This is a genomic window from Microbacterium pseudoresistens (assembly GCF_013409745.1).
Taxonomy (GTDB): Bacteria; Actinomycetota; Actinomycetes; order Actinomycetales; family Microbacteriaceae; genus Microbacterium; species Microbacterium pseudoresistens.
On record NZ_JACCBH010000001.1, the window covers coordinates 1,677,779 to 1,691,607 of the forward strand.

Sequence of the window (13,829 nt, forward strand, 5' to 3'; positions counted from 1 at the left end):
GCGCCTGACCCTGGAATGCGGAATCACGATATCGCGCGTGACCCCACGATCCGTCTCACCCCGCAGGGGTGGGGTCCATGGGCTCTGCGCCGCTTTCGAGTTCGAGGAACATGCGATACGCGCTCGGAGCGGCCATCTCTTCGGACAGTTGGCCCAGGAGGCCTGCGGCGCGCGCGAGGAGCGCGATTCCGCGGAGCAGTGAAGCGGGGATCCCTGCGTCGAGGAGAGCCGCCCCGCACACGCCTGCGCCGTTGAGAGGAAGGGTTCGGCCCAGCAGGTCCGGGTGAACGCGGCCGATCGCGGCAAAGAGCTCCAGATGGGGGCCGAAGCACTCGTTCTCTCGTGCGATCTGCATCATCCGCGCCGTCCGCGGATCGGCCTTCTTGTGGATGTGGTGACCGAGACCGGGCACGTGGCGACCTGCTGCGTGAGCCTCGGCGACTGCGTGGCTCGCCAGAGCGTCCCACTCACCAGAGGAACGAGGCAGCGTCCCACCATCGCGCTGCTGACGTTCCAGCGCGTCGCACAGGAACGCTCCCGTGTCCTGTGTGACGCCGAGGAACCTGGATCCGCCGCCGAGGAGGCCCGCGGCCAGCGCTCCCTGCACCGAGTCTGGCGCGGAAAGGTACGTCAGCCGGGTGACGATCGACGTCGGTGTCAGGCCATGATCGGCCAAGGCGACCAGGACCGCCTCGAACACCCGGGTCTGCCCTGGTGACGGCCGTCGTCGTGTGACGAGCCGGTAGCTCAGCTCGCCGAAGCCGACCTTGCCCATGAGATCCTGGGCAAGGTCATCGCCCAGGAGCGTGATCGAGGTCGGTGTCGAGTATCCCAGCGCCGTGGGGTACCTCGCGTCTGTAGACCTTGTCTCGTTCATCGTCTGTCCCTCTCTTCGGCGTTCTGCAACCAGCGCCTGACCTCGGTTCCGTGCTCGTCGAGCTGAGGAGGAGCGAGGTCGTAGCGGTGCGCGGCGGTGGAGAACCTGATCGGGTTGCGGGCGGTCGGCACGGCGGACTCGCCGTGCCCCGCCATGACGACCGGAGCGAGGCCCACCTTCTCCGCGAAGGCGAAGCCTCCGTCGATCGTGTTTATCGGTCCGCAGGGGACGCCCTGTGACATCAGTGCCTCGAACCATTCTTCGGCAGACCGCGTCGCGAGGAGCTCCACCAGCAGTGGGCGCAGTGATTCTCTATGCGCAGTGCGTGACTCGTTGGATGCGTACTCGGGCCGCGCCGCCAGTTCGGGCGCTCCCAGCGTTTCGCAAAGCCGGTGGAACTGCCGATCGTTCGCCGCGGCAATGATCAGTTCGCCGTTCTTCGTGGGCAGCGGCTCGTAGGGAAAGACGCTGGGGTGCGCGTTACCCATCCGGTAGGGAACGACTCCGCCCGCGATGTACGCGGAGCTGTGATTTGCCAGCACGCTCAGCGCCGAGCTGAGGAGGTTGACCTCGATGTGCTGTCCCGCACCGGTGGTTTGACATCCGTGAAGCGCTGCGAGGATCCCGATCAGGGCATGATTGCCCGCCGCGACGTCGAAGACCGAGACGCCGGAGCGGTACGCGGGCCCATCATGATCGCCGGTGAGGCTCATCAGGCCGGAGATGCTCTGCACGATCAGGTCATAGCCCGGGAGGTCGCGGCCACCGTCGGGGCCGAACCCGCTGATAGAGGCGTAGACGATGCGCTCGTTCATGGCCCGGACGGAGTCGTAGTCGAGCCCGAACTTGGCCATTCCGCCGGGCTTCATGTTCTCGACCAGGATGTCGGCACGAGCTGCGAGACGCTGGGCGAGTCGGCGGTCCTCGGGGTCGGTCAGATCCAGGACGACCGAACGCTTGCCCCTGTTCACCGCGAGGTAATAGGTCGATCGTTCCTCGCGCACTGGAGGCTTCCACCCGCGCGTCTCATCGCCGCCGGGGGACTCGACCTTGATGACCTCGGCGCCCAGATCGGCGAGCATCATCGTCGCGTACGGACCTGCGAGAACGCGCGAGAAATCGGCAACGAGCAATCCATCGAGAGGAGGGGCGCTTGGAGACGTCATGCACTTTTTCCTTGAGTTTCACTATGCGGACAGATGTCCATCATAGCTCAGATCGTGCAGAAGGTGACGAATCGCGTGGAAGGGGAATCGAGGCGCGGCTAGCGGGGAAGCTCGATCGCCGGCAGTGCGCCGAACCGAGCGAGATCTCCGCTGATCAGGCTCGCCGCACGCAGCACCACCGGGAGATGCCGCTCGCGGAGGATGTCCAACGACGTCTCGGCGGCATGGGTGTTCACGTTCACTGCGGCGACGACGCGGCCGTCGCCGTCCCGGATCGGCGCCGCCACGGAACGGATTCCCAGCGCGAGGTACTCGTCGGCGATCGCCCACCCCTGTGCTCTGACCTCGCGAAGCCGCTGCGCGAGCTCGCCCTCCTCAGGCTGCCAGCGGGCCGTCACGCTGGCCCTGCTCGGTGTGCTCAACGCTTGGTGAAGCTCCTCCGGCGCAAGTGCGGCCAGTTGGACCATGCCCAGCGAGGTGGCCAGAGCGGGGAAGCGGGTTCCCAGTGACACAGCGAGGGTGACGATCTTGGGTACGGAGACACGAGCCACATACACGATGTCGGAGCCGTCCAGCTGTGCAATCGAGCACGATTCATTGGTCGTCTCCACCACTTGCTGCATGTGTGGCCTTGCCGCCTCCCACAGCTCCTGCGATGCGATGTAGGACAGGCCCAGGTCAAGGACGCGCGGAGTGAGGCGGAACCCGCCGTCCTCGGTGCGCACGTATCCGAGAGTCTCCAGCGTGAGGAGGATTCTGCGCGCCGTGGGACGTGCGAGGCCACTGGCGGTCGCGACCTCGGAGAGTGTCATCCGGGGTCGTGCCTGGCGGAAGCACTCGATCACTTCGAGGCCGCGTGCGAGCGCCTCGACGAAATCGGGTCCGGCACCTTCTCGTTCTCTCGACATTGCGTGCTCCCGTGATTCTGGCGAGTGATTCTCACAGCGTAGTGAACCTGTCGTCCGACCGACGGCAGGTCATGTGATCTGGGTGTCGCTTGACAGGTTTCGGGACGCTTTGCATAATGGGTCGCATTGGAAGATGTCCATCAGGCGGACAGTTGTTCGATAGACTGTCCCCTCAATCGAAAGGCGAGGCGCGATGAAGCGAACCTCGATCACCCCCCTCCGTCGGATCGCTGTCGTCACCGGTCTCGTCACGGCGATGTTCGGACTTTCGGCCTGTGCGGACTCCGCGGGAGGGGATGCGGACGGCGAGATCACGAGCATCACTCTGCGACTGGCCGATGGCTACGCCGCGAGCCACTACTACTCTGTGGCGGGCGCGCAGTTCTTCATCGACAAGGTGGCGGAGCTCACAGACGGCGCGGTGACCATCGAGTACTACCCCGGCGGGCAGCTGGGCAAACCCACGGACATGATCGACGTGCTCGATGAGGGAGTCGCCGACATCGCTTTCACCGCGCCCGGTTATCTGCCGTCGCAGATGCCGCTGTCCGGCGCCTTCTCACTGCCCCGAGTGCTTCCCGATGGTGACGTCGGGACTCTCGCGTACGCAGAGGTGATCGGCGATTCCGGTTCGGTGGTCTATCAGCGCGACTACGCCGACAACGGTTTGGTCCCGTTGTTCGCCGGCATCGCAGCCGACTACCAGGTGATGAGCGCCACAAGCGGGCTCGAGACTCCCGAAGCGCTTCATGGCCTCAGCGCGAGGTCGGCCGGTGGCACGATCGACCTCATCGTCAAGGCGCTGGGTGCCGAGCCGGTGCCCATAACGACCGGCGACATCTACGGCGCGCTTGAGGGCGGCATGGTGGATGCGAACTTCCAGGGCCCTCCGGGAGCGGTGGGCGGATCTCTGCACGAGGTCGTGAAAGCGATCACGACCAACGGCAACTTCACGGCCTTCGTATCCGCGTGGACGATGAAGCAGGACGCCTTCGACGCGCTGCCCGTCGACGTGCAGTCGGCATTGCGGGAGGCCGGGGCGGCGACCTCCCAGAACCTCGCCGCTGTCGCCAATGGTGAGACTGCGAAGGCGATGGCGGCCTTCGAGGAAGCCGGTGTCACGCTCGTGACCTACTCCGATGCGCAGCTCGAGGAGCTGGACTCCGAGCTCTCCGTCGTGACGGAGCAGTGGCTCGCGGGCCTGGACGCCGGTCTCGCTGGAGAGGATGCGGTCGCGGAGATGAAGGACGCGGTCGCCGCCGCAGCGGAAAGCTGAACGCGCACGATGTCCATGACTCCTACTGCGACCCCCGTGTGGAGACGAGCCGAGACGGCCGCTCTGTTCCTCGATCGTGCCCTGCTGGTGATCGCAGGGTCGGCGATGGTGCTGGTGACGGCCACCATCGCACTGGGCACCGTGACCCGGTACTTCTTCAACACGGCGCTTCCGGGTACCCACGAGATCATCGAAACCTACGGGCTGCCGCTGGTGGTCATGCTGGGCATGGGGTATACCTTCCGCGCGGGCGGGCATGTACGGATCACGCTGCTGACGAGGGCGCTCCCGCAGAGATGGCAGCGAGGTTTCGCCTATGTCGCCGGGGTGGCGAGTCTTATCGTGGCCATCGCGCTCACGTGGGGATCCGCTGCCCGTGCCGCCCGCGAGTACGCCAACGGCTCGGCCAGTGCCGGCCTGATGGCGCTGCCGCTTTGGATTGGTTACGTCGTCGTGGCTCTCGGCCTGCTGTCTCTGTGCCTCCTTGTATTCCTGGACCTGTTCAAGGTCCCTGCGAATTCATCCCAGTTCACAAGCACCGAAGAAGACCTCGACGCCGGCATCTGAGGCCGGGCCTTGAAAACGGATAGAACACCATGACCATCCTCATCCCCGTCATCCTGTTGCTCCTGCTCTTCCTACTCGGCATGCCGATCGCCCTGGCTCTCACGGCTGCGGGTCTGGTCGGGATCGTCATGGTGACCGGAAATCTGCAGATCGTCCTCCAGGCGCTCGGATCCGAGCCCTACTCCACAGCGGCCGACTACGCGCTCACCACTATCCCCGCCTTCGTCTTCATGGCCTATCTCGCCGATCGCGCAGGACTCGCCGAAGACCTGTATCGGGCGGCCGAGAAATGGCTCGCGCCCATGCGCGGCGGACTGGCGGTCGCGACGACCTTCGCGTCAGCCACGTTCGGAGCGATGTCCGGTGCGAGTACGGCTTCGGCGGCGGTCATGTCCCGCGTCGCCTACCCGAACATGCAACGGGCCGGATACGACCGACGCTTGTCGACGGGAACCATTGCCATAGGCTCGACCCTGTCCTCGATCGTTCCCCCGAGCGTGGCGATGGTGGTGTTCTCCATCGCCACCGAGACCTCACTTCGTAGTCTCCTCCTCGCCGGCGTGCTGCCGGGAATAATCCTGGCCGTCCTCGTCGTCTTCGCCGTGACGATCTGGGTCCGCGTGCGGCCCGCGCTGGCGCCGCAGGTCGAGCGCCATCCGCTAAAGGTGCTGCTGGCCAGCCTGAAGCCGATCTGGCTCGGCGCGCTGGTGATCGTGATCCTGATGCTTCTGTTGTACGGCGGCTTCGCCACGCCCACCGAGATCGGTGCGGTTGGTGCGGTCGTCATTGGCCTCGTGGGCGTGCTTCGCGGCAAGATCCGCTGGGCCGAGTTCGTCCAGGCCGTCGAGAACACCCTGAGGACCACGGCGCTCATCTTCCTGATCATCATCGGGGCGGGGGTGTTCGGGCTCTACCTCACTCTCAGCCGGCTACCCCAGAACCTCGTCGCCTTCATCACCGACGCCGGGGTGGCCCCGTGGCTGGTCATCCTTCTCATCTGCGTCGGCTATCTCGTGCTCAGCATGTTCATGGATGAGAATCCGCTGCTGTTGATCACGCTCCCGCTGACGTTCCCCCTGGTCCTCGCGCTCGGATTCGACCCGATCTGGTTCGGCGTCGTCACATTGCTGCTCGCGGCGATCGGCCTGGTCTGCCCGCCGGTGGGAATGTCGGCGTTCGTCGTGGCCTCCGCCTCGAGGGTGCCCGTGGATGTCGTCTATCGCGGCACACTCGTTCTCATGATTCCGATGCTGGTCTGCCTCGGGCTCGTCCTCCTGGTCCCGGACCTGTCGCTCTGGCTTCCGACATTGCTCAACCCCTAGACCCATCCATCCAGAGAAGAAAGATCCTCACCATGAGCCACGTCACAAGAGCCGGAGGCGACGCCGCGATCGTCGGCATCGGCAGACGCGTCATCCGCCGCGGCGCCGGACAACGCCCGACTGCTCTGCAGTTGGGCGTCGGCGCGGCCGTCGACGCGCTGCGCGACGCGGGCGTCACCCGAGACCGGATCGGAGCCTTCTTCACGGGGCGTGCGCCGCAGTCGCACATGGCACTGCAGTACAACCAGGTCATGTTGTCGGAGCTGAAGATCAATCCGGAGTTCAACACCTCCGTCAGTGCGCACGGCGCCGGCGCGCTCGGCGGCATCGCCCTGGCGATGACGGCGCTTGAGAGCGGAGCCGTCGACTATGCGCTCTGCGTCACCAATGAGGCGGCCGGGATCTGGCTCGATCAGGCGCGAACGAATCCGGCGTGGGAAGCGGACCTGCAGTTCGAGGGCCCGTATGGGGTGTCCACCCCGGCTCTCTATGCGCAATTCGCCGCCCGTTATCAACATCGTTGGGGGATCCTCGCGGAGGATGCCGCGAAGCTGTGCGTCGAGAACCGCCGGTGGGCGCTGGAGCATCCCGACGCGGCGATGCGCGATAAGGGCCCGCTCACGGTCGAGGACGTACTCGCGTCCCCGCTCATCGCATCGCCGTTCCGTCTCTTCGACTGCGCCGTGTGGTATCCGGGAGCGATCGCGACCGCTCTGGTGCTGACCCGGGCGGACATCGCCGCCGATGTCCATGCCGAACCGGTCTACATTTCCGGCCTAGGCCAGTCCACGACGCACGAGCGAGTGACCGAACGACTCAACGCCCCCGTCGGGCCGTCGGGCGAACCGTTTGAGCTGTTTGACACCGGCGCGGCGGCCGCCGCCAAGCAGGCATACGAGAGAGCCGGCATCTCACCGAGAGACCTCGACCTCGTCGAGACCTCCGCCCCCTTCTCCTATGTCGCGCTGATGATGCTCGAGGAACTCGGAATCTGCGAGCGCGGCGGCGCAGGCAGGTTCGTCGCCGAGGGCGGGATCGACTTCGACGGCGGACTTCCGTTCAACACGAACGGCGGTTATCTCTCGTTCGGACAGGTCGCCCAAGGGCTGTACATGCTTACTGAAGCGATCGACCAGATCCGTGGGCGTGCTGCCGGACGCCAGGTGGCGGATGCTCACCGTGCTCTCATCCATTCCCACGGAGGTCCGCTCGCAAGCCATGCCGTGTGCATCATCGGGGACCAGCATGAGTGACCCTCGCGCGACACCGAGAATCGAGGAGGAGAACGTGACGAGCACCGAGACGCCCTCTCCCTGGGAGGTCTACGGGAACTGGGCCGAGGGCAAGCCCCTCGTCGTCGGCCCGTGGAGCCTGGGCCTCTACCAGCCGGCGCCCGAGTCCGTGGCCTACTGGGAGGCTGTGGAAAGGCGCGAGCTGCGTCTTCCGCGATGCGTCCGCTGCGAGACATTTCACCATCCACGCCGGCTTGTGTGCTTCTCCTGCGACGCAGAGGAGTTCGAATGGACGCTCTCGTCCGGAAGGGCGACCGTCTACAGCTTCACGACCGTGCACCGCGATCTCAGCGGCGTTGGGGGGCCGACGCCGTACGACGTGGGGATCGTTCGCACGGAGGAAGGAGTGCACTTGTTCACACGGTTCGTGAACCGCAGCGAGAAGGCGCTCAGAATTGATGACGCCGTCGAAGTGGACTTCGAGGAGCTTCCGATCGGTTTCGTCGTTCCCGTCTTCGTCAAGGCGAGCGTCGCTGCGGAGACGACTCGATGAGCGCGGCGCTGGACGGTCTCCGTGTCCTCGACCTGTCCCGCAGCCTGACGGGCCCGCTGTGCAGCATGATGCTGGCGGATCTCGGTGCTGAGGTGATCAAGGTCGAGCTCCCGGGTATCGGAGACGATACGCGGTACTGGGGTCCTCCCTTCGTCGGTGATGCGGGACCGACCTTCCTCGCCTACAACCGCAGGAAGAAGAGCGTCGAGCTCGACCTGCGCGATGCCGGTCATCGGGAGCAGGTGCTCGAGCTCGTGCGCTCATCGGACATCCTCGTGGAGAACTTCCGCCCGGGCACCATGGCGCGGTATGGACTCTCGTACGACGAGCTCACCAAGGTGCGGAGCGATCTGATCTACTGCTCGATCAGCGGCTTCGGCCAGACCGGCGAAGACGCGCATCGCCCGGCGATGGATCTGCTCGTGCAGGCACGGAGCGGCATCATGTCGCTCACCGGACCGATTGACGGCGGTGCCTTCAAAGCGGCGGCACCCGTTGCGGACGTCACGGCAGGACTCATCGCATCCAGCTCGATCCTCGCCAGTGTGATCGAACGACAGCGCACGGGGGCGGGTGCGTACCTCGACATCAGCATGCTGGATGCGATGTGCGTACTGCTCGGGCAACCCATTGCCGCCTATGCGATGTCGGGCAAGACGCCGCGGCGGTGGGGCAATGAGCACGCTCTCATGGCGCCCTATCAGAGCTTTGAGACCGCCGGGCGCGAGATCGTCATCGCGGTCACGAACGACAAGACGTGGGAGAGGATGTGCCGGATCCCCGATTTCGAGGACCTGGCCGATGATCCGATCCTCGCAGGTGCGCCGGGCCGCAGCGCACGCCGCGTCGAGCTCAACGCGGAGATCGCTCGCAGACTCCGCCGACGGGACCACCGATACTGGTTGGAGAAGTTCGAGGGGGTGGGTGTTCCCATCGAGTTGGTGTGGGCCGTGCCCGATCTGATCGAGTCTGATTCTCTCCGGCGGCGCGGAGCGCTCGTCGAGGTCGAGTATCCCGCGGGGTCGGGACATCGCTTCGTGGTACCGGGATCGCCGTGGTCCGCGGCCGATCCGACCCGCGATCCGGGGACGCCGCCGTCGCTCGGCGAGCACACCGAGGAAGTGCTGGGTGATCTGCCGGGGCAGCAGTGACCTCGTGAGCATCATCGTTTGATCAGATGTCCTTGAGCCAGGAGAGCTCACGCGTCGCCGTCGGTGTGCTGGACCGGGACCGAGAGGACCGGGCGGATAGGCTGGGCCGGTGATCATCGGCACCGGCATCGACATCGTGGACATCCCGCGATTCGAGCGCACCATTCAGCGCACACCGCGGCTGCTCGAACGGCTCTTCGCGCCGTCTGAACGTGCGCTGCGCCTGCCGTCTCTGGCCGCCCGCTACGCCGCGAAAGAGGCGCTGATCAAGGCCCTCGGCGGATCCGACGGCGTTCATTGGACCGAGATCGAGATCACGGCCGAGCCGTCGGGCAAACCCCTGTTCGCTCTCGCCGGAACCACGGCCGACGCCGTGCGGGATCAGGGGATCGACCGCCTGCATCTCACGATGAGCCACGACGCGGGTCTGGCCACCGCATTCGTCGTCGCAGAGAACGTCGCCGAAGGCGGGGCCTGATGCCCGCCCGCGGCCGCGCCGCCGTGCGCGAGGCGACGATCGACCTCGACGCGATCGCCGACAACGTCCGCCATCTCCGCCGCCTCACCGGCGTCGACGTCATCGCCGTCGTCAAGGCCGAGGGCTACGGCCACGGCGCCGTCGACTCCGCCACCGCCGCGCTCGCCGGGGGAGCGAACCGCCTCGCGGTCGCCACCGTCGAAGAGGCGCTCGCGCTGCGCCGCGCCGGCGTCAACGCCGCGGTCCTGGCCTGGCTGCACGCGCCCGACCGCCGCTTCGACGACGCCGCTGAAGCCGGGATCGAACTCGGCATCTCCTCCTTCGAGCAGCTCGTCGCCGCGTCCGAAGCGGCATCGGGAGGCGCGCCCGTCGCCGTGCACCTCAAGGTCGACACGGGTCTCTCGCGCAACGGCATCGCCGCCGCCGAATGGCCGCGCGTGTTCGCCGAGGCGGCCCGGATGGAGCGCATCGGCCGCATCCGCGTCGTGGGCCTGTTCAGCCACCTCTCCAACGCGACCCGCGATGACGACATGGCGCAGCTGGCGAGCTTCGAGAACGCCGCGGCGATGGCATCCGGCGTCGGAATCGAGCCCGAGGTGCAGCATCTCGCCGCCACGGCCGCGGCGATCGACCACCCCGAGACGCGGCTGGATGCGGTGCGCATCGGGATCGGGATGTACGGGCTGTCGCCCTTCGCCGACCGATCGTCGGCCGATCTCGGCCTGCGCCCCGCGATGACCCTGCGCGGGCAGATCGCCGCCGTACGCCGCGTGCCCGCCGGCAGCGGTGTCTCGTACGACTTCACCTACCGTGCCGAGCACGAGACGACCCTGGCACTCGTGCCGCTCGGGTACGCCGACGGCGTGCCGAGGCAGGCATCCGGATCCGGCCCCGTCTCGATCGGCGGGCGCCGGTACCGCGTGGCCGGGCGCATCGCGATGGACCAGTTCCTCGTCGACGTGGGCGACGCCGAGGTCGCGGTGGGCGACGAGGTCGTACTGTTCGGCGACCCGACCCTGGGCCAGCCGTCGGCGACGGACTGGGCGGATGCCGCCGGCACCATCAATTACGAGATCGTCACGCGAATCGGGCCGCGCGTGCTGCGCAGGGCCGTCTCGTGAGCGTGCCGGAGCGGATGCTCGGGCGCCGCGAGATCGCCACCGCCGATGCCATGGAGGCGCTGGGCCGCGAGATCGGCGGTGGGCTCGTCGCCGGTGACCTGATCGTTCTCACCGGGCCGCTCGGCGCGGGCAAGACCACCTTCACGCGCGGGCTGGCCGACGGGCTCGGCGTGCGCGGGCCGGTGCAGAGCCCCACCTTCGTCATCGCCCGCACGCATCCTTCTCTCGTCGGCGGTGCCCCCCTCGTGCACGTCGACGCCTACCGGCTCGGTTCGGCCGTCGAGCTCGACGACCTCGACGTCGACATCGCACGCTCGGTCGTCGTGGTCGAGTGGGGGCGCGGGATGGCCGAAGACCTCGCCGACGCGTGGTGGGACATCGAGCTTGAGCGTCCCACCGGCGGCGACGACCTCGCCGATGACGATCTCGACGCCGACGCCCCGCGCATCGTGACGATCAGCCACGGCACGCGCGGCACCCGCTGACCGGTCCCGGGGCCTGTCGCGCAGGCGCGGGGATTCGCGGCGGCCGTGAAGGCGGTCGCGGCTACCCTGGAGGGGTGATCCTGTCCGTCGACACCTCCCTCGGCACAGCCGTCGCGCTCCTTGGATCCGACGGCTCGGTCGTCGCCGATCTCGCCAGCGACGATGCCCTCGGGCACGCCGAGGCGATCGGTGACCTGCTGCAGGGCGCGCTCGCCGCGGGCATCGGCGAGCCGATCACGCACGTCGTCGCCGGGATGGGCCCCGGTCCGTTCACCGGGCTGCGGATCGGCATCGCGGCCGCGCGCGCATTCGCGACCGGCCGCGGCATCCCCGTCGTCGCGGTACCGAGCCACCTCGCCGCCGCCCTCACCGTGCTCGAAGCCGACCCGCAGACGGGCCCGTTCGCGATCCTCACCGACGCGCGCCGCCGCGAAGACGCCGTCACGGTGTTCGAGGGTCTCGACGTCGACGGCATCCCGCACGTCGTGGTCGACACCGTGCTCACGCCGCGAGCGGAGGCCGACCGCCGCCTGGGCGCGCTGCGCCGCATCGAGACGCGCACTCTCTCGGCCGCGGCGCTCGCCCGCATCGGGCGCCGCGCGATCTCGGCCGGGCGGACGCTCACCGGACCCGAGCCGCTGTACCTGCGCGCACCGGATGCGACGATTCCTGGAGCGCCGGAGAAGGTGGGCGCATGATCCGGGCGGCCACCGCATCCGACCTCGATGCGATCATGGCGATCGAGCAGCGCTCCTTTCCGACCGACGCGTGGAGCGCCGAGACCATGGCTGCCGAACTCGCCTCCGAGCACAGCCGCTACCTCGTCGACACGGAAGGCGAGGAGATCGTCGGCTACGGCGGAGTGCGAGCGCTGGGCGGACAGCCGGATGCCGACATCCAGACCATCGCGCTCGTCGAGGAGCACCGAGGATCCGGGCGCGGCCGGTCGCTGCTGCGCGCGCTGCTCGCCGAGGCCCGCGGGCGCGGCGCACGCGATGTGTTCCTCGAAGTGCGTGCAGACAACCCCGTCGCGCAGGGGCTGTACGCCTCGGAGGGATTCGCCGAGATCGGCCGCCGCGCGCGCTACTACCAGCCCGACGACGTCGACGCCGTGATCATGAAGGCCCCCCTGTCGGCCCGGTCGTCCCTGTCGGCAGATGCGGAGGCGACGCGATGAGCGCACCCCTCGTGCTCGGCATCGAGACGAGCTGCGACGAGACCGGTATCGGCATCGTGCGCGGCCGGCGGCTACTGAGCAACACGATCGCCTCGAGCATGGACGAGCACGCCCGCTACGGCGGCGTCGTGCCCGAAGTCGCCGCCCGAGCGCACCTCGAAGCGCTGCAGCCGGCCATCGAACAGGCGCTCGCCGAGGCGCAGATCGACCTGCACGACCTGGATGCCGTGGCCGTCACGAGCGGGCCGGGCCTGGCCGGGGCGCTCATGGTCGGAATCGGTGCCGCCAAGGGGCTGGCCGTCTCGCTCGGCAAGCCCCTGTATGCAGTGAACCACCTGGTGGGGCACATCGCCGCCGACCTCCTCGACGCCTCCGCACCGCCGCTGGAGTACCCGACGATCGCGCTGCTCGTAAGCGGCGGGCACACCTCGTTGCTGCACGTGCGCGACCTCACCACCGACGTCGAACTGCTCGGCGAGACCGTCGACGACGCGGCCGGAGAGGCCTTCGACAAGGTCGCGCGCATCCTCGGCCTGCCGTACCCGGGCGGGCCCGAGATCGACCGCGCCGCGGCGGACGGCGACCCCCGGGCGATCCGCTTTCCTCGCGGGCTGTCGCGCGCATCCGACCTGGAGAAGCACCGCTACGACTTCTCGTTCTCGGGGCTGAAGACCGCCGTCGCACGGTGGATCGAGCGTGCCGAGGCGAACGGCGAGACCGTGCCGGTGGCGGATGTGGCGGCGAGCTTCCGCGAGGCCGTCGTCGATGTGCTCGTCACGAAAGCGCTGAACGCGTGCGCCGACCTCGGCGTGCCGCGGCTGCTGCTCGGCGGCGGCGTGATCGCCAACCGGCGCCTGCGCGAGGTCGCCCTGGAGCGCGCCGCGGAGGCGGGGGTGACGGTGCGCATCCCGCCGCTGTCGCTGTGCACCGACAACGGCGCCATGATCGCCGGGCTCGCCGCCGAGCTGATCGCCGCGGGGCGGGCTCCCTCGACCCTTGGGTTCGGGGCCGACTCGACGCTGCCCGTCACGCAGATCCAGGTCGACGAGGGTGCGCCGTGAGCCCGCGCGATTCGCAGCGCTACTCCAAGCTGCCCACGGGGCCGATGCCGGTCACGGTCCAGAGCGGGCCCACCGAGGGCGACGAGGGCGACAGCCTCACGCACGAGGGGTGGACGCCTGATGATGCGGTGACCGCGCCGCGTCGCGCGCGCAAGGAGCCGACGCTCGCGCCGTGGGCGCTGCTGGCCGCGATCGTCGCCCTGGTGACGTCGTTCTTCGTGGGGTGGGGGATTCCCGTCGCGATCATCGCCGTGATCGCCGCGATCATGGCCCTGCGCACGCCGTCGGAAAACCGGGCGATGGCGGTGTGGGCGCTCGTGCTCGGCGGCGTCGCGACGCTGTACAGCGCGGGCTGGCTCGTGTGGGCCGCCTACCGCTTCGGCTGGCTCGGGTAGGTCCGTCCCGCGGGTGCCGGGACCGATGACGGTGCCACGGCGCCGGACTGGATGAGCCAG

The 13,829-nt window shown here is 68.1% G+C and carries 16 protein-coding genes; 13 read left to right on the top strand and 3 right to left on the bottom strand.

All coding sequences use genetic code 11. The annotated features are described in order from the left end of the window. Nucleotides 1-55 precede the first annotated feature (55 nt). The 3 genes from BKA02_RS08355 to BKA02_RS08365 form a co-directional block, all read right to left on the bottom strand. Nucleotides 56-877, bottom strand: a complete 822-nt coding sequence (locus tag BKA02_RS08355; protein ID WP_179433050.1) for a citryl-CoA lyase — start codon at nt 875-877, stop codon at nt 56-58. Further along, the gene (locus tag BKA02_RS08360; protein WP_179433052.1) at nt 874-2,043 is read right to left on the bottom strand and encodes a CaiB/BaiF CoA transferase family protein; all 1,170 of its coding nucleotides are present in this window, start codon (nt 2,041-2,043) and stop codon (nt 874-876) included. The genes BKA02_RS08355 and BKA02_RS08360 overlap by 4 nt, the downstream gene beginning before the upstream one ends. Nucleotides 2,044-2,141: 98 nt before the next feature. Then, nucleotides 2,142-2,951, bottom strand: a complete 810-nt coding sequence (locus BKA02_RS08365; RefSeq protein ID WP_179433054.1) for an IclR family transcriptional regulator domain-containing protein — start codon at nt 2,949-2,951, stop codon at nt 2,142-2,144. A 193-nt stretch (nt 2,952-3,144) separates the two neighbouring features. On the opposite strand from BKA02_RS08365, the gene dctP reads away from it, so the two are divergent. From dctP to BKA02_RS08430, 13 genes are all read left to right on the top strand, one after another. Continuing rightward, nucleotides 3,145-4,227, top strand: coding sequence for a TRAP transporter substrate-binding protein DctP (gene dctP / locus BKA02_RS08370; protein ID WP_179433056.1), 1,083 nt, complete (start codon nt 3,145-3,147; stop codon nt 4,225-4,227). A 15-nt stretch (nt 4,228-4,242) separates the two neighbouring features. Further along, nucleotides 4,243-4,794 carry a TRAP transporter small permease gene (locus BKA02_RS08375; protein ID WP_179433058.1) on the top strand — a complete coding sequence of 184 codons (552 nt, stop codon included), beginning with the start codon at nt 4,243-4,245 and terminating at the stop codon, nt 4,792-4,794. A gap of 29 nt (nt 4,795-4,823) precedes the next feature. Next, the gene (locus tag BKA02_RS08380) at nt 4,824-6,116 is read left to right on the top strand and encodes a TRAP transporter large permease (protein ID WP_179433060.1); all 1,293 of its coding nucleotides are present in this window, start codon (nt 4,824-4,826) and stop codon (nt 6,114-6,116) included. A gap of 32 nt (nt 6,117-6,148) precedes the next feature. Next, the gene (locus BKA02_RS08385) at nt 6,149-7,369 is read left to right on the top strand and encodes a thiolase family protein (RefSeq protein WP_179433062.1); all 1,221 of its coding nucleotides are present in this window, start codon (nt 6,149-6,151) and stop codon (nt 7,367-7,369) included. Nucleotides 7,370-7,403: 34 nt separating this feature from the next. Then, nucleotides 7,404-7,901, top strand: coding sequence for an OB-fold domain-containing protein (locus BKA02_RS08390; protein WP_179433064.1), 498 nt, complete (start codon nt 7,404-7,406; stop codon nt 7,899-7,901). Beyond that, complete coding sequence (locus BKA02_RS08395; protein ID WP_179433066.1) at nt 7,898-9,052, top strand: CaiB/BaiF CoA transferase family protein; 1,155 nt, start codon at nt 7,898-7,900, stop codon at nt 9,050-9,052. The genes BKA02_RS08390 and BKA02_RS08395 overlap by 4 nt, the downstream gene beginning before the upstream one ends. A 109-nt stretch (nt 9,053-9,161) precedes the next feature. Further along, nucleotides 9,162-9,530 carry a holo-ACP synthase gene (locus tag BKA02_RS08400; protein WP_179433068.1) on the top strand — a complete coding sequence of 123 codons (369 nt, stop codon included), beginning with the start codon at nt 9,162-9,164 and terminating at the stop codon, nt 9,528-9,530. Next, nucleotides 9,530-10,651, top strand: a complete 1,122-nt coding sequence (gene alr / locus BKA02_RS08405) for an alanine racemase (RefSeq protein ID WP_179433070.1) — start codon at nt 9,530-9,532, stop codon at nt 10,649-10,651. The genes BKA02_RS08400 and alr overlap by 1 nt, the downstream gene beginning before the upstream one ends. A 14-nt stretch (nt 10,652-10,665) precedes the next feature. Then, nucleotides 10,666-11,136 (top strand): tRNA (adenosine(37)-N6)-threonylcarbamoyltransferase complex ATPase subunit type 1 TsaE, encoded by a 471-nt coding sequence (gene tsaE, locus BKA02_RS08410; protein WP_179435335.1) that lies wholly within the window; start codon nt 10,666-10,668, stop codon nt 11,134-11,136. Between the two features lie 74 nt (nt 11,137-11,210). Beyond that, complete coding sequence (tsaB, locus tag BKA02_RS08415) at nt 11,211-11,834, top strand: tRNA (adenosine(37)-N6)-threonylcarbamoyltransferase complex dimerization subunit type 1 TsaB (protein ID WP_179433072.1); 624 nt, start codon at nt 11,211-11,213, stop codon at nt 11,832-11,834. After that, the gene (gene rimI / locus BKA02_RS08420) at nt 11,831-12,313 is read left to right on the top strand and encodes a ribosomal protein S18-alanine N-acetyltransferase (protein WP_179433074.1); all 483 of its coding nucleotides are present in this window, start codon (nt 11,831-11,833) and stop codon (nt 12,311-12,313) included. Before tsaB ends, rimI begins: the two co-directional genes overlap by 4 nt. Then, the gene (gene tsaD, locus BKA02_RS08425; RefSeq protein WP_179433076.1) at nt 12,310-13,374 is read left to right on the top strand and encodes a tRNA (adenosine(37)-N6)-threonylcarbamoyltransferase complex transferase subunit TsaD; all 1,065 of its coding nucleotides are present in this window, start codon (nt 12,310-12,312) and stop codon (nt 13,372-13,374) included. The genes rimI and tsaD overlap by 4 nt, the downstream gene beginning before the upstream one ends. Continuing rightward, complete coding sequence (locus BKA02_RS08430) at nt 13,371-13,769, top strand: hypothetical protein (protein ID WP_179433078.1); 399 nt, start codon at nt 13,371-13,373, stop codon at nt 13,767-13,769. The genes tsaD and BKA02_RS08430 overlap by 4 nt, the downstream gene beginning before the upstream one ends. The last annotated feature ends 60 nt before the right edge of the window (nt 13,770-13,829 follow it).